This window comes from Aerococcus viridans (assembly GCF_002083135.2).
In the GTDB taxonomy this organism is placed as follows: domain Bacteria; phylum Bacillota; class Bacilli; order Lactobacillales; family Aerococcaceae; genus Aerococcus; species Aerococcus viridans_C.
Genome location: NZ_NBTM02000001.1, coordinates 1,083,873 through 1,104,491, shown reverse-complemented (window position 1 = coordinate 1,104,491; position 20,619 = coordinate 1,083,873). Strand labels below are relative to the sequence as shown.

Below are 20,619 nucleotides of genomic sequence, written 5' to 3'. Positions count from 1 at the left end.
CATCCACTAGTTTCGTAATGGTTTACGTGTTTCTAACATATAGGCAATCCGTTCATATGTTTTTTGGTTGTTCGCTAATCTAAGGAAATGCATTTTTTCTAGATGTTGTAACCAATCTTGGTTAACAAATGTTCCCTCAGGTAAGTCCCCACCTGTCATAATTTCTGCAACGGTTAACCCTAATTCCATATCATAGTCACTGATAAAATGGCCTAGTCGCATCGCATCTAATTGACCTTCCACAACCGCTTTGAAGCTAGTACCTAGAATTGGAAAGTTCACTTTAGTTCGTGGAATATAGTTCGTTTTAGCTAAATAAGTTAACTTGTCTAAGGCAATCTCCACTACGCTATCACTAGCTGCCACAATATCATCAGACTGTCTTAGATAGTATTTATCTCTGGCTTCATAAGCTGACATCGATACATCACCAGAAGCTACGCGCGTAATGACATCGCCTAGAATACGCATTTTCGCATCTTTTTGGATTGGCATATTCATTACACGTTCAGTTAATTCCGCTAATCCACCGCCACCAGGGATTAGTCCAACACCCACTTCAACTAAACCAATATAAGATTCAGCCGCTGCTACAACATAAGGTGAAGCTAGAACTAGTTCTGCCCCTCCACCAAGTGCACGCCCACGGACAGCCGTTACAATTGGTTTTGATGCGTAACGAACGCTATTAACCGCTTTATGTAATTCACTAATCGTTTGGCCAATTAACTCATCAACCCCGTCAGATTCAATTGCTTCCTTCATCATATTCAAATTAGCTCCTGGACTGAAATGCGGCCCATTTGAATAGATCACCATACCAACATAGTCACCAGATTCTAATTCATCGACTGCTTTAATCAATTCAGTCGATAAATCCCCTGTGATTGTGTTATTTGGTGTATGGAAATTAAATAATAACTGATCTCCATTTATAACACTTAAAGTAGATGCATCTGTTTGCCAAATATTTTCATCTGTTTTTTCACTCATTGGCGTAATATTCTCAAGTATTTCCCCTTTTTGGTAGAATGGCTCATCTCGATGAGCTACCCATTCAGGTAGGGGACCAATCTCTTTTTCAATACGTTTTTTAACCCGTTCAAAGCCCATTAAATCCCAGAGTTGGAAGGGACCCATTTTCCAATTGAAACCCCAAACCATTGCCCGGTCGATATCTTTGTAATCTGCTGCCGCTTTAGGTATATTATTGGCTGCATAATAGAAGGTACTCGCTAAAGTTTCCCAAAGTAACTTACCAGCTGTATCTGTAGATTTAAAAATGATATCCATATTATTTTTTAAATTACTTGAAAACTCAGCTAAAATTGGTAAGTTAGGTTTTTCAACTGGTTTATAAGTCAATGTTTCTGGATCTACCACTAAACGTTGACGCCCTTCTTTCTTATAAAAACCATGACCAACCTTATTACCTAAAGCCCCTGCTTCAACCAATTTGCCAATTAAAGTAGGTTGGTTGAAATATGGTTGTTCGCTTGGATCTTGCGTCAAGCCTCCAACTACAAAAGTACCCACATCATTCCCTACTAAGTCGGATAAACCATAAGTCCCAGTGCGTGGTCGCCCAAGTACTTTTCCTGTTAAGGCATCTACTTCCGTGATTGACAAGCCGTCACGTTCAGCTCGGTACATAATGTCATTCATAGAATGGGTGCCCGTTCTATTAGCGATGAAGGCTGGTACATCATTGGCTATAACTACCCCTTTACCTAATTTTTTCTCAGTAAAGACTTTTAATTGATTAACCGTCGCTTCAGAAGTGAATTCAGTTGGAATCAATTCCACCAATTTCATATAGCGTGGTGGATTAAAGAAGTGCATACCTAAGAATCGTTCACGTTCAGCCCCTTTAAAAACTTTAGCAATTGCCTCAATTGGGATACCAGAAGTATTTGTCGCTAGAATGGCTTCTGGTTTAGCAACGGCAGCAATCTTTTCCCAAATTGCGTGCTTAATCTTGATATCTTCTTTAACTGCTTCAATAAAAATATCGGCATCTGAAGGTTCCTTTAAGTCATCATCAAAATTCCCGTAAGTTAAGTTACCTTGAAATTGACTTTGATATAACATCGGTTTCTTGCGGTCAGTGATACGGTCATAGCCAGACTTAGAAAGTTTATTGGGTTCATTTTCATCGATGACAACATCTAATAATTGTACTTTCAATCCCGCATTTACGAGTAAGGCGGCAATTTGACTCCCCATGACACCAGCTCCGAGAACGGTCGCTTTTGTAATTGTCATTGTATTTCCCTCCATCTTTGATCAATTTTCTAAAAATAAGAGATTGGGCAGATTATTTGAACTGTCTACCCGGCTCTTTATTATTGTCAGTTTAAATTACTAATTAAATGCTGCTTGTCCGGTTAAGGCACGACCAATGACTAAAGCATTTACTTCGTGCGTTCCTTCATAGGTGTAGACGGCTTCTGCATCTGCAAAGAATCGAGCAATATCATTGTCTACTACAATCCCGTTACCTCCACAGATTCCGCGTCCCATCGCCACTGTTTCCCGAAGTCTTAATGCATTCATCATTTTACCGACTGAAGTTACTACCTCGTTGTAGTCACCTTCCTCTTGTTGACGTGCAATTTGTGAACATAGAGCCATTGCAGCAGTTAAATTTCCTTGCATCATGGCTAATTTTTCTTGTACTAATTGATAATTAGAAATTTCTTTACCAAATTGCTTACGCTCAGTGACATATTTCAAGCTAGCTTGTAATGCCCCAGCCATCGCACCGGTGGCCATGTTGGCAACTCCTGCACGTGTTGAATATAAAACTTTCGCAATATCTTTAAATGAATTGATATTTTGTAGTCGATCACTTTCAGCTACTTCAACATCTTTCAAATGGATATTAGCATTTGGCACAATTTTTAGAGCAATTTTATTTTGAATTACATCAATATCCAAACCAGCTTGCCCCGCTTGAACGATAAAGCATTTTGGCTTACCAGTTTCCTCATCTCGAGCAAATACTGGAATCACATCAGCAACTGAAGCACCACCAATCCACCGTTTTTCACCATTGATAATCCATTTGTCGCCTTCGCGTCTAGCACTTGTTTCTAATCCCCAAGCCACATCAGAACCATGATTTGGCTCAGTTAAAGCAAAACATGTGCGTAGTTGATGACTGGCTAGTTTTGGAATATACTTTTGAACTTGTTCAGGACTACCACCAAATAGGAAAGTATTGAAACCTAGTCCCGTATGAACACCCAATAAAGTATTCAAGGAAACATCAAAGCGTGATAGGGTAAAAGCGAAAAAGAATTGGAATAATTGACTGGTTGTCTTTTTACCTTCACGTCCTTCAAATAAAAGGGGATTGTCAAAGTATCTTAAATTACCAATATCTTCAAAGAATCCTTCTGGTTCTGATTCAGTTACCCATGCTTCATTTAAGCCACTGCGATATTTGCTTTCTAATAGTTCTACCAACTGTTTTAAAACTTCAATTTCTCCATCGGTTAAACCACTTGAGATCTTTAAGATATCTTCTGGGAATAACTCTTTTAATACTGCTTCTCTATTTTCCATGAGGTAAACACTCCTTATTATTTATATATAGATCAATTGCCACGCTGGTTTTGCCTGAATTGAATATTTTCTAGTAAAACTAACAAAGATGATATCGCTTACAAACTTATATTAATACCAATAAGGTGTAAAGAAAAATAAGCCTTATTAATATGGACTATGAGTAATACTAATAGTTATTGTAAACGCTTTCTAAAAAGCGTCATTAACAATAGTTATAAGCTAAACTTATGATAAATATTAAAAAAAGAAATACAAAAGCTCTTATATAGTTGGTTTTTACAAGCAAGCATTATTAGGTAAATTTAAAAACAAATAAAAAGCACCAGGAAAATAAGCCTCCTAGTGCCTATAAGAATCTTTATTTTAACTACCTGCGCTTGCTGTCAAATTTTCTTTAGCGTGCGCTGACATCATACGGCTAAGTTCTAGACGGTCTGGTTTACCAACCGAGTTAACTGGGATTTCATCAATTTCCATGTAAAGTTTTGGCGTCTTATATCCGGCAAGTTTTTCCAGGCAGAATTGATCTAGTACTTCTTGGAATTTGTCTGCACCTTCAACATCTTGATTGACCATAATCGCTGCTGAAACAGATTCACCAAATTTTGGATGTTCAAATCCAAGTACAATAGCTGATTTAACCAATGGATGTTGGGTTAATACGGCCTCAACTTCAGATGGTAGGACATTTTCCCCACCAGTAATAATCAATTCTTTCAAACGATTGACTAAAGTCATTTCACCATGTTCGTTTAAGTAAGCTAAATCCCCAGTTCTAAAATAGCCATCGTGGAAAGCTTTGGCATTTTCTTCAGGCAACTTCCAATAACCAGGTGTTACGTTCTTACCTTTCACTAACAATTCACCAATTTCACCTTGCGGTAATGGATGCATCTCGTCATCTACAACGATCATTTCATCAAATAAAAGAGGAGAACCAATTGTAGCTGGGCGCTCATTAGCGCGTTGACTAGTATTAAACGTTAATAAAGGCGCTTCGGTCAATCCGTAGGCGTTAATGATAATTTTACCCATTTGCTGGAAAACTTTTTGTACAGCTGGTAATGGTGGTGACCCTCCTGCGACTAATAAGTCTACGCTCATCAAGTTTTCTGGTTTAAAGTCAGGTGAAGCGATAATACCGTAGTACATGGTTGGAATCATGACTAGTACATTTGGTTTGTAAGTACGGATCCAATCGTTAATGGTTTCATAGTTGAAGTAGCGTTCTAACACTAATTGACCACCTACAACTAACATTGGTATCGCAATATCAATAAAACCTAAAATGTGGAACATTGGGGTTGAGCCAATTGTTACCCAATCTTCACTCATTCTCCAAGAAATGATTTGATTGAATACGTTATTTAGATAACTTTCGTGGGTATGAATGACCCCTTTTGGTCGACCGGTTGAACCTGAGGTATAAATTAATAAAATAGGATCTTGCCAATCAATAGACACACTCTCAAAAGATTGATGGTTACTTAAATCCATCATTTGATTGTATTCAGCCTCGTCCACATTGTACTTGATGTAAGCGTCAGGTACTTCTGATAGACGGTCTAAATGGTTAGTTGCATATAAAATATATTCAATACCTGCATCTTCTACCACTCGGGCAATTTCTACTGGTTTTAACCGCCAGTTGAGTGGAACGAAGACTGCACCAATCTTAATTGCAGCTAACAACATATCAATAATAGCAATATCGTTAGGCGCAAAAGTGGCAATTCGGTCTCCCTTTTTGATGCCTGCATCCTCTACCAAGTGCCGAGCTAAAATTTCCGCTCGTTGATTTAATTCTTGATAGGTAAATTCTGTTTGTTTCAATGGATCAATCACCGCCACTTTTTCAGGGGAAGTAATTGCGCGCGTTTTAATCCAGTCCAAATTCATTGTTTATCTCTCCTTAAACATTAGAATTTGTAAGCGCTATCATCTTTTGTTACTCTCATTTTACTAAAAACTCAAGCCTTGTCTAGTAAATCCTTTAATTTTTAAGGAATTAAATGAGAAGATGAGACACAAAACCCCAATATTATGGGTTTATCTAAAACAATATTGTACAATTCATAGTGAGTTTGATGATTTTGACCATAAAAAATGTAGAACCAGAATTAAATCCCGGTCCTACTTTTATTAATCTTCTTCTTTTAGTGCTGATACCATTTCCACTTTCTTCAATTTGTAGTGCATGAAGATCATGACCACAATGGAGAAGGCTAAGGTAATCAGACTTGCGTATAGGTAAGATTGCCATTGTATCACTATCGGGAAGAATACTTGATCGATTGCCACTGTATTTAAGATATAGCTTAGTAAACCGTATCCTAAGAAATTCCCAATGATAATCCCAACCATGGTTAAGAATAAGGTTTCTCGATAAACATACATGCTGACTTCAAGTGACCGGAATCCTAGCACCTTAACTGTCGCCAATTCGTGCATCCTTTCTGACACATTAATGTTGGTTAATGAGTAGAGGACGATAAAGGCCAGCCCACCTGCAGAAATAATCAAGACGACGGTCACCAGATCAAGGGCTGATAGGGTTTCTTCAAAGTCCGTGATTTGACTAGCGTTTAAACTTGTCCCAATGACACCAGCTTCTTCTTTGACTTGGTCAAAGATTGTGGATTGGCCGCTAGTGGATAAGCCACTGTCAAATTGAACAAGGGCTGTGTTGTTTTCACTTTCTTCACCGAATACCTCTTGATAGTAAGCATCTGTCATGTAGATTTCATGACCTAGATAGTTGGTGATGACGCCTTTTACAGAAAATTCATAAGGATCGTTATTGGTATCCACTAAGGTCACTGTATCTCCTGCTTGAACCCCTAACAATGAAGCTAGTTTAGCGGTGATAAGGACACCATCTTCAGGTAAGGTCATTTGACTTTCAGTGTCTAATTCCTGCATTTGGAAGTAATCTTGATAGTTGCTTTCTGAGTCAAAGGCCATGACACTCACGATTTGTTGGGTGATTGATTCGTCATTGGTCATCAGAACGTCACGGGTCACTGGTAAAACATTCTCCACGTCACCATTATCTGATAAATCGGTCACTACTTGGTCGCGGTCTTCTTGACCGGCATCCATATTGAGTGACAGGCTACCGTCATACATTTTCACTTGGTTGAATTGTTCATTTGGTAGACCTGAAATAGAGTCAGATAGACCGAATCCAGTGACAATCAACATGGCACATCCGGCAACCCCGATAATGGTCATCAAGTTACGTCCTTTATAGAGGAAGATGTTCCGCCAAGTGATCTTGCCTTGGAAACTCAAGCGTGACCAGAACCCTTTGAATCTTTCTAGGAAAATATGTTGGCCATTTTTCCCGGTAACAGGTTGCAATAGGCGGGCGGTCTTCTCGTTCAGAGTCGTTCTAGTGGTTAACCAAGCTGGTACAACAGTCGTCAACAAGGAAATCCCTACTGCGATTGAGATGTCCACAATTTGCCAAGTGTATATCATGCCAGGTAAGGCCACGGTATTAGAGAAGGCAGACACAATGATATTCGGGAATAGATAGTTACCGATTGAAATACCGATGACCAGCCCTAAAATAGCTGCCACACTTGCATACATAATGTATTTGGTTTGAATCGTACGCGGGCTATAACCTAAGGCCTTGTAAGTCCCGATTTGAACCCGCTGCTCTGTTACCATCCGTTGCATGTTGGTAAAGGAAACTAAAGCTGCAATCAGGAAGAAAATAATTGGGAAGGCTTGGCCAATTGTCGCCATGTTATCCGCATTATTTTCCCAAGCGGTATAGCCTGAGACGCCAGAACGGTCATTAATCGTATAAGTCGGTTCATCTAAATCAGCCACTGTTGATTCAACGTCTGCAATATCTGCTTCAGCGCTAGATAAGGATTCTTTAGCTTTCTGACTTTCACTTTCATAATCACTTCTTGCTTGGTTTAACTCACTTTGAGCTGAATCAAGACTTGCTTGACCAGCTTCTAATTGAGCGGCCACACTAGACATGCCAGCTTGAGCTAAGGATACGCCTTCAGGTAGTTGCGACTCAATTTGACTTTCTTGTTGGTCTAGTTGACTTTGGTTGTCATCAATTTCTGATTGCGCTTTGTTTAATTCACTTTCGCCAGACGCCAATTCAGACCAAGCTGAGTCAATTTCCGCTTGTCCAGATGAAATTTCTGATTCGGCTTCAGATACAATCTGGTTATAGACTTCACTTGGTCGGTAGGCGAATACGTCTTCAATTTCTGATTGCTTATCTGCGATGACTTGATTGTATTCGTCTGAATAGGCCTCAAAGTCATCCACAGAGGTCACGTCAATGGCGATACTGGTATAAATATCCCCATTAATCGCTTCAGGTGTAACCACCGCAAAACCGTTTAATTGCCCGTCTCCAAGTGCTGTCGCCCCGCGGCTAACATTTGAAATTTGCAGGGGTGAATTCACGTAGCCGACAATGTTAAAAGTCTCACCTAAAAGAGCTGGCGCACCACTTTCATCGTCTTCTGAATTAGCGCCTAAATCAGTTAAACTGATCTTTTGACCAATTTGGTAGTTTTTCTCATTGGCTAATTGGTTATCAATGGCGACTTCATCGGCCGCTTCAGGTAACCGCCCTTCTTGGACATCAAATTGGTTGATATCTGATGTTTCATTGAAGTTTGGATAGAAACGGACTAAATCATGACTCGTAGCAATCTGACGGTCAACATAGGCATAGGGTTCATACACGATATCTCCCACGTCTTCCAGTAAAGCTAAATCATCCTCGTCTAGCCCCATAGTCGACTGAATAGACATATCTTCTAAGTTGGTTTGGTTAAAATACTTGTCTGCAACCTGGATCATGTCCGGTGCAGCAGCACGGATACCCACGAAGAACCCTGTTCCCAAGGCGATAATCAACAAGAGCGCTAAAAACCGCCCCAGGGTATTCTTAATCTCGCGAAAGCCGTCTAACCATATTTTTCTATTCTTCATTTTCATCAATAACCACCTACCATTCAATATCTTGAATTGGTATCGGTTGAGCATTTAATTCCTGCGATGAAACAGTTCCATCATTGATTTTGATGACTCGGTCAGCCATCGGCGCAATCGCCTGGTTATGGGTGATGACAACAACAGTGGTCCCCTGTTCATTGGTTAAGTTCTGTAAGAATCCTAACACCTTTTTCCCAGTTTCATAATCTAAAGCACCAGTCGGCTCATCACATAATAATAGCTTCGGATTTTTCGCAATCGCACGGGCAATCGATACACGTTGCTGTTCTCCACCTGATAATTGTGAGGGGAAATTGTCCTTGCGATGGTATAAGCCAACCCCTTGCAGTGCATCCTTGGCAGCTAATGAATTATCCGAAATTTCTTCCGATACCTCTACATTTTCAATAGCCGTCAAGTTAGGGATTAAGTTATAGTTTTGGAAAATGAATCCCACTTCGTCACGCCGGTATTCGGTTAAACCTTTCTCGTTATATGAAGCGATGTTTTTATCCGCTACTAAAACTTCACCCGAAGTGACTGCATCCATCCCACCTAGAATATTTAAAAGCGTCGATTTCCCAGCACCAGAAGGGCCAAGAATCACTACGAATTCGCCCTCTTCAATTTCTAAGTTTACATGGTCATTGGCTAAAATTGCGGTATTTCCTGTTCCGTATTGTTTTACGACATCCTTTAAGTGAATGTAAGCCACTATACAACACCATACTTTCCTTTTTAAATTACCCTAATTCATTGTCTTTACTTCCAGTCACCTTTAATCATATACTATTTGGTCAGGCAAAATCAAAGAATCAAAGTATTTAATTTAAGTTATCAAAATCATCTATTAGGTAGATGATTTTGATAAAGATATAAATTTACTTATCTGTATTTTTAATAATTATTCATCAATCCGATTTGACCTAGCACCTCTTTTTCCCAATCAAAAAACGCCCCTAAAGTAGCTTGTTCAAGTCTACTTCAAGGGACGTCAATGTTCTGTTATTTTAAATGTTGTTTGTGGAAGGCGAAGTGCTCTTCTAAGAATGTTGCGATGAAGTAGTAGCTATGGTCATAGCCTTCTACTTTTTGGTAATTGACTGCTTGACCATTTTCCTTAGCGTTTTTGAGGAAATGGCTTTCGTCTAGTTGTTCTGGGTAGAATTCATCTTGGCTACCTTGGGTGATTAGAATTGACGGAGCGTCACCGTCTTTAATCAGTTCTGTGGCATCCCATTCTTTCCAAGCTTCCTCATCTTCACCTAGATAGGTTGTGAAGGCTTTGATCCCCCACGGCACTTGACTTGGATTTAGAATTGGTGCAAAGGCAGAGATGGCTTTAAAGCGGTCGGTATTTTTCAAGCCAATAACTAAGGCGCCGTGTCCACCCATTGAGTGGCCCATGATACTTTCTTGGCCCGCATAATGAGGGATTAAATCGGCTGCAATTTGACCTAATTCATCCACAAGATAATCATACATTTTGTAGTGATTAGCCCATGGTTCTTGTGTGGCGTTTAAATAGAATCCTGCGCCTTGACCAAGGTCATAAGCGTCGTCATCAGCAATATCCTCTCCGCGTGGCGAGGTGTCTGGAATCAAAACGGCCACTTGGTGTTGTTCAGCTAATCTTTGAAAACCACTTTTTTGACTAAAGTTATCGTCTGTACAAGTTAGACCGGATAGAAACCAAACTAGCGGGATTTCTTGCCCCTCTTCGTTAGATGGCAAGAATAGACTAAAGGTCATGTCGCATTGTAAGGTCTTTGAGAAATGGCGGTATTTACGGTGTTCACCGCCATAAACACGATTGCTAGCAATCATTTCTAAAGTCAATTTTCATCACTCCCCATAAGTCAACATGGTACGGATAGATTCGCCTTTATGCAGTAGATCAAACGCCTCGTTGATGTCTGTGAAATCAAGGTTATGGGTGATAAATGAATCGATATCAATCTCACCGTTCATGTAATCTTGAACCATACCTGGTAGTTGCGTTCTACCTTTCACGCCACCAAAGGCAGACCCGCGCCATACACGACCCGTAACTAATTGGAAGGGACGTGTGTGGATTTCTTTACCTGCACCGGCAACTCCGATAATGACACTTTCACCCCAACCTTTATGACAAGCTTCTAGGGCTGAACGCATCACGTCAACGTTTCCGATACACTCGAAACTGTAATCTACCCCACCGTCTGTCATTTCAATGATGACATCTTGGATTGGTTTGTCGAATTTAGATGGATTTAGGAAGTCAGTAGCACCCATTTTCTCAGCTAATTCAAACTTATCTTCATTTAAGTCAACTACAATGATACGACTTGCTTTCGCTTGCACCAAACCTTGAATAGCCGCTAATCCAATGGCACCTAAACCAAATACAGCCGTCACAGCGCCTTCTTCTACTTTAGCGGTGTTATGGACTGCACCGATCCCAGTTGTGACACCACAACCAAATAGACCGACTTTATCAAGTGGCGCTTCCTTATCAATTTTCGCTAAAGAAATCTCAGGAACAACTGTATACTCACTAAAAGTACTTGTTCCCATGTAATGGTAAATAGGCTCGCCATTATAAGAGAAACGCGTTGTGCCATCAGGCATTAACCCTTTACCTTGCGTTTCACGGACAGCACTACATAAGTTGGTTTTACCAGAACGACAGAATTTACACTCCCCACACTCAGCCGTGTATAGCGGAATCACGTGATCGCCCACTTCAACAGACGTCACTTCATCACCTACAGCAACCACCACACCAGCACCCTCATGGCCTAGTACAGCAGGGAATACACCCTCTGGATCATCACCTGATAAGGTAAATGCATCCGTATGGCAGACAGAAGTATAAAGGATTTTCACTAATACCTCTTTCGCCTTTGGTTCCGCAACATCAATTTCAACAATCTCCAGCGGTTCGCCTGGATTAAATGCAACAGCAGCTCTACTTTTCATTAAAATTCCTACTTTCTGTTGTGCTTTTTCAATTACTTGTATTACCATAATTACATACTAACATTTCTAGCACAATACTGACATTTATATCACTATATCATTTTTTGGAAAAAGGACTTCCGGATTTGAAGCTGATGATTCATTTTACAAGAATTGGAGTTGGTCAAGAAGTAAATCTTTATATAAAATCGACGACAAACTTTAGTAGTGTGCTAAATATATTTTTGTAAAAAATGGTGACCACCTGTTAAAAAAACAACATTAGGAAACAAGGTCATCATTTTTTCTCGACATCATCAGACTATTAGGTGGGGGCACACCTTACAGAATGAGTCGTCAAAAAAGCCCTCAGAAAATTTTTCTGAGGGCGGTCCCATTGCATTCAAGGTATGATAGAGAAAGCGTATCCCGAAGGCTTACAAGTCATTCTATATTATAATTTTTGGAAGATTTCTACTTTTAGGTAGTCACTTTCCGGGTTACCTTTTGGTGCCGGGAAGTCGACTGGTAAGCCAAAGTCAGCTACGGGCATGATGTCCACGCGTGCGTCATCTGAACCTTCACCGATCTGTTTAATGAAATCTTCTTTAGTCATGTTGGCTGCATTTGTTGAACTTACCAAGTAACCGCCTGTGTTTAAGATTGATAATGCTGAAGCAACTAGGTCGCGGTAGTCTTTGCTTGCTTGGAAAGTGTGTTTTTTCGTACGTGAGAATGATGGTGGATCAAGGACCACGATGTCAAAACGTAAGTCATGTGTTTTGGCATAATCTAAGTAGTTGAATACATCCATCACGCGGACTTTGTGTTGGTCACCGATTTCTAAACCATTCGCTTGGAATTGTTCTTGTGTTAATTGTAGGCTTCGTTTTGCCACATCAACACTCATCGTTTCAGCTGCCCCACCTAGTGCTGCAGCGACAGAGAAAGCACCTGTGTATGAGAACAAGTTCAGCAATGATTTACCTGGTGCAATTTCAGTTTGAATGTAATTACGGACGTTACGTTGGTCAAGGAAGATCCCTGTCATCCAACCGTCATCAAGACGAACGATGTAGTTTACGCCGTTTTCTTGGATGGTTAAGGTTTCAGGAATATCGCCAGCTAAAACTTCTGATTGTTTAGCGCTGCCTGTACCGTCTAAGTTGAATCTGTTTTTCCCAACAATGCCTTTAAGTTCTGGGAATACGTTGTTTAGGGCTTCTAGGATAATGTCTTTGTAGCGGTAAATACCTTCTGAATACCATTGGATCAAGGCGTAACCTGCGTACCAGTCGATTGTGAAACCGCCGATGCCGTCACCTTCACCGTTGAAAATACGGAAGGCAGTGGTCATATCGTCGATTAATAAGGCTTGGCGTTGATTCTTCGCTTCTTGTAATTTTGCTTGTACGAAATCAAGGTCATCAAGTAAGCCTGTGTCAGCGTTTTGGTCAGTTGTTAGGATCCACCCAACACCTTTATGTTGTTTGGCCATGTAGCCGTATCCTAGGAATTCGTGGTCGATACCGATGATTTCGACTAGTTCACCTTCAGTAAATGATGGTGGATTAACGAAGTCTTTCTCAGTTAAAAGGATTTGTCCTTTTTTCACTTGGACTGTTGCCCATTTACGTAGTTCCTTTTTTGGTAATTGTGTGTTCTTTTTAGCCATTTGTATTTCTTCTCCCTTTTATGTATCTGTTGCTGATTTTCAAAATGTCATAGATCAGGTAACCGATGATTACCCCTGCGCCATTAAAAATGACGTCATCAATATGACTTACGCCTGTTTCTAAATAAAATTGCATGGTTTCAATTGATACGGAAAATAACAATCCCCAAAGTAACGTGATGAAGAAGGCACGCTTCATCTTAAATATATAGGGGAGCATCATACCAAATGGAAAGAACCAAACAACATTCCCAAAGAAGTTATACCAGAAGGAAAATGCGGACCCGTTTCTTAACTTAATAGTATCAACCAGTGGTACCCAATTTAATTCACTCAGCGACCGTTCAAAATTGAAAGACGCTTGCCACCATTGCCAATCATAACGTAATACGGTTAAATGTACCAACAATATTAAATATATGGTAAAGATAAATTTGATTGCTTCTCTAAACCAGTCAATCGAATAATTTGTATTCTTAGACCGTTTATAGAAAATGATTCCTGCTTGAATAACCAGTAAAGCAATCATATAGAAGATGGTTTTATCCAAACTAAACAACGATAACTCTACTAAATGGAAATTTAAAATTCTGCCTGCAGAAATGTCTTCTAGCCATATAAGTAACGGCCCTAAAAAATACATCTTGTTTCAATCCTTTTTGTTACCAGTCGATTGCTTTAAAAGCTATTCGACCTTATTTTTTTCTGCCAATGTTTCACGGTCGTAAAATACCAGGGTAAATATTGTCCCAACGCCTGCTTCACTCTCCACGTGGATAGTGGCTTGGTGTAATTCAACGAGTTGTTTAACAATCGATAAACCTAAACCAGATTCACCGAATTCATTATTTTTCCGGGAAACATCTGCTTTATAGAATCGCTCCCAGATATTTTCGACTTGTTCTTTCGTCATGCCCATACCTGAATCTTTTATTTTAATATAAGTTTCCCCATCTTGAAAGGCGCTAGACATAAAAATTTCGCCATAATCGGTAAATTGTACCGCATTTTGGGTGATATTGAAGATAATTTGGTGGAATCGGTCATAATCAGCATAAATCGGCACTTCATCTGGCATATCCAATTCAAATTTGATGTGTTTAACTTTGGCTGTTTCTGATAATTGGAGCGAAATATCCCTTAAAACTTCGGCTGCATTGAATTTTGATTTCTTCAATACAATTTCATTAGATCTGATTTTCTCAATATCCAGATTTTCGTTAACTAACCGATTTAATCGGTTGGCTTCCTTATACATCAAATCCACAGACCGGTCAATTTTATCTTCAGGCAATACTTTTTGTCTTAATCCTTCTAATAAACCAATCATAGTCGTTAGCGGGGTCCGAATTTCATGGGCCACATCCATCATCAATTGACGGCGGATGTTTTCTTGTCGGTCGATTTCCACTTCAGACTCCCTTAAGGCAACCGCCATTTGGTTAAAGTCCTTAGCTAAATCATCAAATTCATCAATATTACTGACCTCTAAACGAACCGAATAGTCACCTTGCGCAATTTTTTGAGTGGCCTCCTGGATTCGGCGAATCCGTTTATTTTGGTATCCGGCAATAATCACTGAAAAGATGACCGCAATAATCAAGGCTATCATGATTCCTTTAACCACATTGTGCATCAGGTTATCAATAATGGCATCAGATTGACTAGACGGCACCCCAATAACTAAGTAACCCGCAAAGGACTGGTTTTCTGCATTGGTTAGCGGCATGAAGATGGCTAAGGCATCTCCGACTTTTTCCGTAAAGCCCATTTCAAAAGTCCGTAAATTCAAGTCGTGACCATTTTCTAACGTCTTCAATTCTTCATCCGTCAACTGATTATTTGGAATGGTCGCTGCTTCATCGGTTGGATAAATCAATTCGTTGTCCGCATTAAAATAGAACAACTTCATATTGGACGACTGCAGTAAGGGTTCCATTGAAGATAAGAATTCGGGTGAAATGGTTTGCCCTGAAATAAATTGGGCAATGTCATTCAATTGTTGTTCTTGCCTTAGGAGCACTTGGTCCCTTGAAAAAGAAAACAAAGTCACCCCCATGGCTACTATGGTCATACCAATGACCACTAGAAAGCTGAGAATTTGTTGGTAAAAAAAGTTCAATTTCATGGTTAAACACCGTTTTCGTCGAATTTATAGCCTACTCCCCAGACTGTTTGAATAAGTTGAGGTCCATACTCTTCCATTTTTTGACGTAGCTTTTTAATGTGGGCATCTACTGTACGCTCATCCCCGTAGAATGGGTCTTCCCATAGCGTTGTCAGTAAGTGTTCCCGTGTGAATACTTGTTTTGGATGACGAGCCAACAATTGTAGAATTTCAAATTCTTTTGGCGTTAAATGTTGAATTAATTGGTCTTTATAGAAGGCTTCACGGTTTTGGCTGTTGATCCGGATAAATTCTGTTTGGATGTCAAATTGGTCCGCATTGTCCTTTTCCTCTGCGGCTTCAACTGATGATTCAGTCAATTGGCTACGGCGGTATAATGCACGCATCCGGGCCATAAAGGTGATTGGGTCAAAGGGCTTGGTCACGTAATCATCTGCACCAAGGCCTAAACCAAGGACTTGTTCACTTTCTGCGTCACGAGCAGTCAGCATGATAATTGGTACTTGTTTATTTTGTTGGCGGATGTCACGACAGATTTGAATCCCATCTTTACTTGGTAAGTTTAAATCCAAAATCACCATTTCAATCGTTTCCTCGTTAGCTAAATAGTGTTGCCAGCCCTCTTCACCATCTTGGATAAACGTCGCTTCCCAGTCTTTTTGCTGTTCAAAAAACATACTCATCATCTCTGCAACACTTTCGTTATCTTCAATCATCAAGATGTTCATGTTTTCGTCCTCCTTATAAGTCAGATTATTCCTTTAATATTTAGTCCGGCGCTACTATTGGGTGGTTTAGGACAGAATCTCTATTCTCCTATATTGTACCCTAAAATACCTACCGACCGGCTATCTTTACCTATCTTTTGGTTTAATTTTATAAAATTTCAAAAAAATATGAACTTTTTTGGGGGAATTGGCGAATAAATACGTATGTAATAGATTGGAGGGGTAACCTCTATTGAGTCAGAAACCTTAGGAGGATGAAAAATGAATCAAGTGCAATTAATCGGACGTCTAGCCAGAGAAGTCACCCTAACTGAAATTTCAAATAACCGCCAAGTGGTCAACAATGCAGTAGCCATTAACCGCAAAGGGAAAGATGGGACTGACTACGTCGACTTTATTCCAATTACCGCTTGGAATGGGACGGCTAAACTCATTGATACCTATATGCAAAAAGGCGATGAATTAGCGGTTGTTGGTCAATTACGCATGCACCAGTTTGAGAATAAACAAGGGCAAAATGTATCAACAATTGAAGTTCAAGTGTCTGAAGTGACTTTCCTTCGCAAGAAAATTAGCATTGATCAACCACAAAATCCAGATGAACAATTAATGGCCAATATTGAAACCCTGATTTTAGATTAAAAAAGATAGAAAACTTGATTAACTCGTCCTAAATTAGACCCATCCTGATTTAGATAGGTCCCACACTTTCCAGTAGAAAAATGTTCCAGTACAATAGACTTAAAGAAAGGCTTTTATATAGACTCGAATTCAGGCGTTTAATAAAAGCTATTAGTGAAACTATTGTAGAACACATTCTGGTTAGGGGGAAGCAAGTATGTCTATTTTTCAGGTTGTCTATGTCCTTTGCCTAGCCATCCAACTAGGATTCTATTTTTCTTTCTCCAACACCATCATGCCAGTGCTTGGTAAACAAGCCGGTAACGTTGGCCAAAGGATTATGCAGGACATCAATAAGCAGGTTGAAAACGACCAATTTCTAGGCAGTTTTTTCGCACCGCTATTTTTATTCATTGCGATGATTTTGCTAGGCAACCCCATTGGCTGGCAAATATATCTGAGCTTTGTAATTTATTTTGTCGGTGTCATCTGCGTAACTATCGCCTTCAATATGCCACTAAACCGCCAACTAGCTAACCGGAAAATCCGAACCGATTGGACTGACTTTGTACAACAATGGTCTAGGTGGAACCATGTGAGAACTGGGTCTGCCCTTGTCGCCTTAGCCCTAGCAATCAGCTAATAATAATATTAGCTACACCAACATCTAGTGATTAAACATACCATCATTAAATAACTAGCCTACCGTCACCTGATTATTCACTAAACCAATCCTAGTACTTGCTGGTCACCTGCACATGCATCAGCTATAGAAAAGTCCTTGTGTCTGAAGAAAATCTTCACCCACAAGGCTTTTTTATCGTGAATTTTTTTAAGGCGTTTTTACTGAACAATCATTTGGCTGAATGATCATCCAATATTATGTAATACAAAACAATAAATGACCAATACTGAATTTTGCCCCCTACTATAACCAAATATTTAGATCCATGAAAATTGCAATCAAAAAAAGCGATTCTCAAGCAGTCACCCACTGTCAAATCGCTTTATTCTATATCTATTCTTCTAAATTTATTCTATTGTGTAATTGCTGTATTTCTTAATTGCTCAGCGTATTGGTTAATCTTACGTAGTCGGTGGTTGACACCTGATTTAGAAATCGGTTCACCGTCAACCAGTTCCCCTAATTCTTTAATGGATGCCTCTGGGTTTTCCAACCGCAGTAATGCAATCTCTTGTAATTTTTCAGGCAACTCACCAATCCCAACGGTTGATTGAATCAATTCGATATTTTCAACCTGCTTGGAAGCTGCTGTTACCGTTTTATTCAAGTTGGCATTCTCACAGTTGACAATCCGGTTGACTGAATTCCGCATGTCGCGAACAATCCGAATATCTTCAAACTTTAGCATAGAAGAGGTGGCCCCAATTAGGGCTAAGAAGTCAGCAATCTGTTCTGACCCTTTTAAATAAGCGATATAACCAGACCGACGTTCGACTGAGCGCGCATTTAAATTAAACTGGTTCATCATAGTCACCAAGTCTTCGCAATGCTCTTCATATACGGAATAGATTTCTAAATGATAAGCTGATTTTTCAGGATTATTCACTGACCCACCAGCCAAGAATGCCCCACGCAAGTATGACCTACTCCGCTGTTCATTCTCCATCATTTCAGCTGAAATATTTGGATTGATAACCAAAGTATCTAGAATTTCTAAATCCTTCAAGATTTCCTCAGCCCGGTCTTTAACCCGCACAATATAGATATTATTCTTCTTTAGTTTCATTTTCTTCCGAACAACCAACTCACCGTGGGTATGAAAAAATTCCTTCAACAGTGAGTAGATTCGTCGTGCAATTGCGGCATTTTCTGTTTGTACATTTAAGATTAATTGCCCATTCATAAGGGAAATCGATCCGTTCATACGTAGAATGGCTGCTAGTTCTGAACGCGCGTGCTCATAGTCCACTGTTAGCTGAGTGAGTTCTTTCTTTACATCTCCTGCAAATGAAGCCACCAGCTCACCTCTTTCTTATTCACTTTATTTTATGCGATCGTTCATGACATCTATAATAGCGCCGACTAATTTATCCTGGTTGTGGTAAACCCCACTTTTTTCAAGATTTAAAAAGTCACAGCCAACCACCTGACATTTTTGTTCTGCCAAGCCTTGACGGTCTTGTGTGATTTGAACTAAATAGTCCTTTTCACTGGCACCCTCCAAGTATTCAAAGGGTACTGGGGTTTTATTCAATAGCACCGTGTCTATCGCCTTAGCCCCTAAGTGTTCGTTAATTACACGTACATGGTCTGCATCTGAGAAATGCTCAGTCTCGCCAAGTTGTGTCATGATATTACAAATATAGACAACTTTGGCGGGCGTGTCAACAATTGCGTTTCGAATTTCCTCGATTGCCACATTTGGCAAAATAGACGTGTATAAAGAACCTGGGCCCAGAATGACCATATCGGCCTGCATTATTTCTGACACCACTTCACGCCCAGCACGCGGACTGGTGATTGGGTTACCCGACACATCCACTTTCGGTCGGTCATTAGCCAAGCGAACAGTCACTTCTTGAATTTGGTCAGGGTGGGATACAACAGCCGTTTCCCCTTCAATCATGGTCCCATCTGCAAAATGTCCTTGTAAAACAAGTGCCTCCTCACAAGCTGGCAAGACCTTGCCATCCACTTCCATCATATAAGAAAGTAGACGCAAAGCGGCAAAGGTATCGCCCCGCATTTCGGCAATGGCTGCAATAATTAAGTTCCCAATCGCGTGACCAGAAAATTCTTTATCTTCTTCACTAAAACGGTATTGGAATACATCTTTATATATTTTCTTCATGTCCGATAGCGCAACAAGGCAGTTACGGATATCTCCTGGAGGAATTGTACTGACTGCATTACGTAAAGATCCACTCGATCCACCATCATCAGCTACTGTGACGATGGCTGTCACATTACAATCAGCATTCTTGAGACCTTCCAACAAGATAGGAAGGCCCGTTCCGCCTCCGATAACCGCAACCTTTGGCCGTCTAGCCGGACGTGGATTCTTATTAATCACGATAGGTTCATCGACTCTTTTCTTTTTGTGCGATCACGGTGGATGATGTTGACCTTGTAACCTAGGTCTTGGATATGGTGGGCAACACGTTCAGTCAAGGCAATTGAGCGGTGCTGACCGCCTGTACAACCGATAGTGATCGTCAGACTAGACTTCCCTTCTTTTTCATATAAAGGTAATTCAAAATCTAATAAATCAGTAAACTTACGGTAGAAAGTCTCTGTTTCTGGCTGAGACATGACATAGTCATAAACTGGTGCATCAAGTCCTGTTAACGGGCGTAATTCATCGATATAATGCGGATTTGGTAAGAAACGGACGTCCATCACGATATCTGAATCAATTGGTAAACCATATTTGAAACCAAATGACATGACGTTAACAGTGAAGGTACCCTCATCTTCAGATCGGAATTCGGTCAACAATAACTCGCGGAATTTACGCGGTGTTAAGTTGGTCGTATCAATCACTGAAGATTCCTTACGAATATCATTTAATAAGATTTTTTCTTTTTGAATCGCTTCTAAGACAGAAACCCCATCTTTTTGAAGTGGGTGGGCACGCCGTGTTTCTTTATAACGCGCCACTAAAGTCTGATCATCCGCTTCTAGGAATAATACGGACATTTCGATGGTGTTTGTGTTGTCCATACCATTAATCTCTGTTAATAACTCATCAAAGAATGAACGTGAACGTAAATCAATCACTAAACAGATTTTACTGATTTTCCCTGTTTCTTTGATTAAATCCCAGAATTTAGGTAATAGTGACGGGGGCATATTATCCACGCAGTAGTAACCCATATCTTCAAAACTTTGTAGGGCGACCGTTTTACCGGCACCGCTCATGCCTGTGATAATGACTAATTTTAATTGATCATTCAATTTGTTTTTTCCTCCTTAAAGGGGAGATGAAAGGTTGCCCTTTTATCGA

At 40.0% G+C, this 20,619-nt stretch carries 16 protein-coding genes; 2 read left to right on the top strand and 14 right to left on the bottom strand.

The window, feature by feature from the left end; all coding sequences use genetic code 11:
• Nucleotides 1-6 precede the first annotated feature (6 nt).
• The 11 genes from A6J77_RS05300 to A6J77_RS05250 form a co-directional block, all read right to left on the bottom strand.
• Entirely contained in the window at nucleotides 7-2,265 is a 2,259-nt protein-coding gene (locus A6J77_RS05300; protein ID WP_083068811.1) for a 3-hydroxyacyl-CoA dehydrogenase/enoyl-CoA hydratase family protein, read from the bottom strand.
• Nucleotides 2,266-2,364: 99 nt separating this feature from the next.
• On the bottom strand, nucleotides 2,365-3,570 hold the full coding sequence (locus A6J77_RS05295) for an acyl-CoA dehydrogenase family protein (protein ID WP_003141131.1): 1,206 nt from the start codon (nucleotides 3,568-3,570) through the stop codon (nucleotides 2,365-2,367).
• A 366-nt stretch (nucleotides 3,571-3,936) separates the two neighbouring features.
• Nucleotides 3,937-5,472: a class I adenylate-forming enzyme family protein gene (locus A6J77_RS05290; RefSeq protein WP_083068809.1), complete on the bottom strand. Its 1,536-nt coding sequence runs from the start codon at nucleotides 5,470-5,472 to the stop codon at nucleotides 3,937-3,939.
• Between the two features lie 243 nt (nucleotides 5,473-5,715).
• Complete coding sequence (locus A6J77_RS05285) at nucleotides 5,716-8,559, bottom strand: FtsX-like permease family protein (RefSeq protein ID WP_227645127.1); 2,844 nt, start codon at nucleotides 8,557-8,559, stop codon at nucleotides 5,716-5,718.
• Nucleotides 8,560-8,569: 10 nt separating this feature from the next.
• Nucleotides 8,570-9,271, bottom strand: a complete 702-nt coding sequence (locus tag A6J77_RS05280; protein ID WP_083068805.1) for an ABC transporter ATP-binding protein — start codon at nucleotides 9,269-9,271, stop codon at nucleotides 8,570-8,572.
• Nucleotides 9,272-9,561: 290 nt separating this feature from the next.
• On the bottom strand, nucleotides 9,562-10,395 hold the full coding sequence (fghA, locus tag A6J77_RS05275) for an S-formylglutathione hydrolase (RefSeq protein ID WP_083068803.1): 834 nt from the start codon (nucleotides 10,393-10,395) through the stop codon (nucleotides 9,562-9,564).
• Nucleotides 10,396-10,401: 6 nt separating this feature from the next.
• Complete coding sequence (locus A6J77_RS05270; protein WP_048728899.1) at nucleotides 10,402-11,517, bottom strand: S-(hydroxymethyl)glutathione dehydrogenase/class III alcohol dehydrogenase; 1,116 nt, start codon at nucleotides 11,515-11,517, stop codon at nucleotides 10,402-10,404.
• Between the two features lie 433 nt (nucleotides 11,518-11,950).
• Complete coding sequence (locus A6J77_RS05265; protein WP_083068801.1) at nucleotides 11,951-13,171, bottom strand: class I SAM-dependent rRNA methyltransferase; 1,221 nt, start codon at nucleotides 13,169-13,171, stop codon at nucleotides 11,951-11,953.
• Nucleotides 13,164-13,814, bottom strand: coding sequence for a VanZ family protein (locus A6J77_RS05260; RefSeq protein ID WP_083068799.1), 651 nt, complete (start codon nucleotides 13,812-13,814; stop codon nucleotides 13,164-13,166). The genes A6J77_RS05265 and A6J77_RS05260 overlap by 8 nt, the downstream gene beginning before the upstream one ends.
• Before the next feature lie 42 nt (nucleotides 13,815-13,856).
• The gene (locus tag A6J77_RS05255; RefSeq protein ID WP_083068798.1) at nucleotides 13,857-15,299 is read right to left on the bottom strand and encodes a sensor histidine kinase; all 1,443 of its coding nucleotides are present in this window, start codon (nucleotides 15,297-15,299) and stop codon (nucleotides 13,857-13,859) included.
• Nucleotides 15,300-15,301: 2 nt separating this feature from the next.
• The gene (locus A6J77_RS05250; RefSeq protein WP_083068796.1) at nucleotides 15,302-16,027 is read right to left on the bottom strand and encodes a response regulator transcription factor; all 726 of its coding nucleotides are present in this window, start codon (nucleotides 16,025-16,027) and stop codon (nucleotides 15,302-15,304) included.
• Between the two features lie 261 nt (nucleotides 16,028-16,288).
• On the opposite strand from A6J77_RS05250, the gene A6J77_RS05245 reads away from it, so the two are divergent.
• Nucleotides 16,289-16,669: a single-stranded DNA-binding protein gene (locus A6J77_RS05245; RefSeq protein ID WP_083068794.1), complete on the top strand. Its 381-nt coding sequence runs from the start codon at nucleotides 16,289-16,291 to the stop codon at nucleotides 16,667-16,669.
• 196 nt (nucleotides 16,670-16,865) lie between these two features.
• Nucleotides 16,866-17,291: a DUF1772 domain-containing protein gene (locus A6J77_RS05240; protein ID WP_083068792.1), complete on the top strand. Its 426-nt coding sequence runs from the start codon at nucleotides 16,866-16,868 to the stop codon at nucleotides 17,289-17,291.
• Between the two features lie 394 nt (nucleotides 17,292-17,685).
• On the opposite strand, the gene whiA is transcribed toward A6J77_RS05240, so the two are convergent.
• Genes whiA through rapZ form a run of 3 tightly spaced genes read right to left on the bottom strand, consistent with a single transcriptional unit; the run spans nucleotide 17,686 to nucleotide 20,570 of the window.
• Complete coding sequence (gene whiA / locus A6J77_RS05235) at nucleotides 17,686-18,630, bottom strand: DNA-binding protein WhiA (protein WP_083068791.1); 945 nt, start codon at nucleotides 18,628-18,630, stop codon at nucleotides 17,686-17,688.
• 24 nt (nucleotides 18,631-18,654) lie between these two features.
• On the bottom strand, nucleotides 18,655-19,686 hold the full coding sequence (locus A6J77_RS05230; RefSeq protein ID WP_083068789.1) for a gluconeogenesis factor YvcK family protein: 1,032 nt from the start codon (nucleotides 19,684-19,686) through the stop codon (nucleotides 18,655-18,657).
• On the bottom strand, nucleotides 19,683-20,570 hold the full coding sequence (rapZ, locus tag A6J77_RS05225) for an RNase adapter RapZ (protein ID WP_083068787.1): 888 nt from the start codon (nucleotides 20,568-20,570) through the stop codon (nucleotides 19,683-19,685). The genes A6J77_RS05230 and rapZ overlap by 4 nt, the downstream gene beginning before the upstream one ends.
• Between the last annotated feature and the right edge of the window lie 49 nt (nucleotides 20,571-20,619).

Coding starts and splice junctions, on each gene's coding strand:
- A6J77_RS05240 (WP_083068792.1), top strand. CDS start 16,866: ATGTCTATTTTTCAGGTTGTCTATGTCCTTTGCCTAGCCATCCAACTA.
- A6J77_RS05245 (WP_083068794.1), top strand. CDS start 16,289: ATGAATCAAGTGCAATTAATCGGACGTCTAGCCAGAGAAGTCACCCTA.
- A6J77_RS05255 (WP_083068798.1), bottom strand. CDS start 15,299: ATGAAATTGAACTTTTTTTACCAACAAATTCTCAGCTTTCTAGTGGTC.
- A6J77_RS05300 (WP_083068811.1), bottom strand. CDS start 2,265: ATGACAATTACAAAAGCGACCGTTCTCGGAGCTGGTGTCATGGGGAGT.
- A6J77_RS05290 (WP_083068809.1), bottom strand. CDS start 5,472: ATGAATTTGGACTGGATTAAAACGCGCGCAATTACTTCCCCTGAAAAA.
- A6J77_RS05265 (WP_083068801.1), bottom strand. CDS start 13,171: ATGGCTAAAAAGAACACACAATTACCAAAAAAGGAACTACGTAAATGG.
- A6J77_RS05250 (WP_083068796.1), bottom strand. CDS start 16,027: ATGAACATCTTGATGATTGAAGATAACGAAAGTGTTGCAGAGATGATG.
- A6J77_RS05270 (WP_048728899.1), bottom strand. CDS start 11,517: ATGAAAAGTAGAGCTGCTGTTGCATTTAATCCAGGCGAACCGCTGGAG.
- A6J77_RS05285 (WP_227645127.1), bottom strand. CDS start 8,559: ATGAAAATGAAGAATAGAAAAATATGGTTAGACGGCTTTCGCGAGATT.
- A6J77_RS05260 (WP_083068799.1), bottom strand. CDS start 13,814: ATGTATTTTTTAGGGCCGTTACTTATATGGCTAGAAGACATTTCTGCA.
- A6J77_RS05295 (WP_003141131.1), bottom strand. CDS start 3,570: ATGGAAAATAGAGAAGCAGTATTAAAAGAGTTATTCCCAGAAGATATC.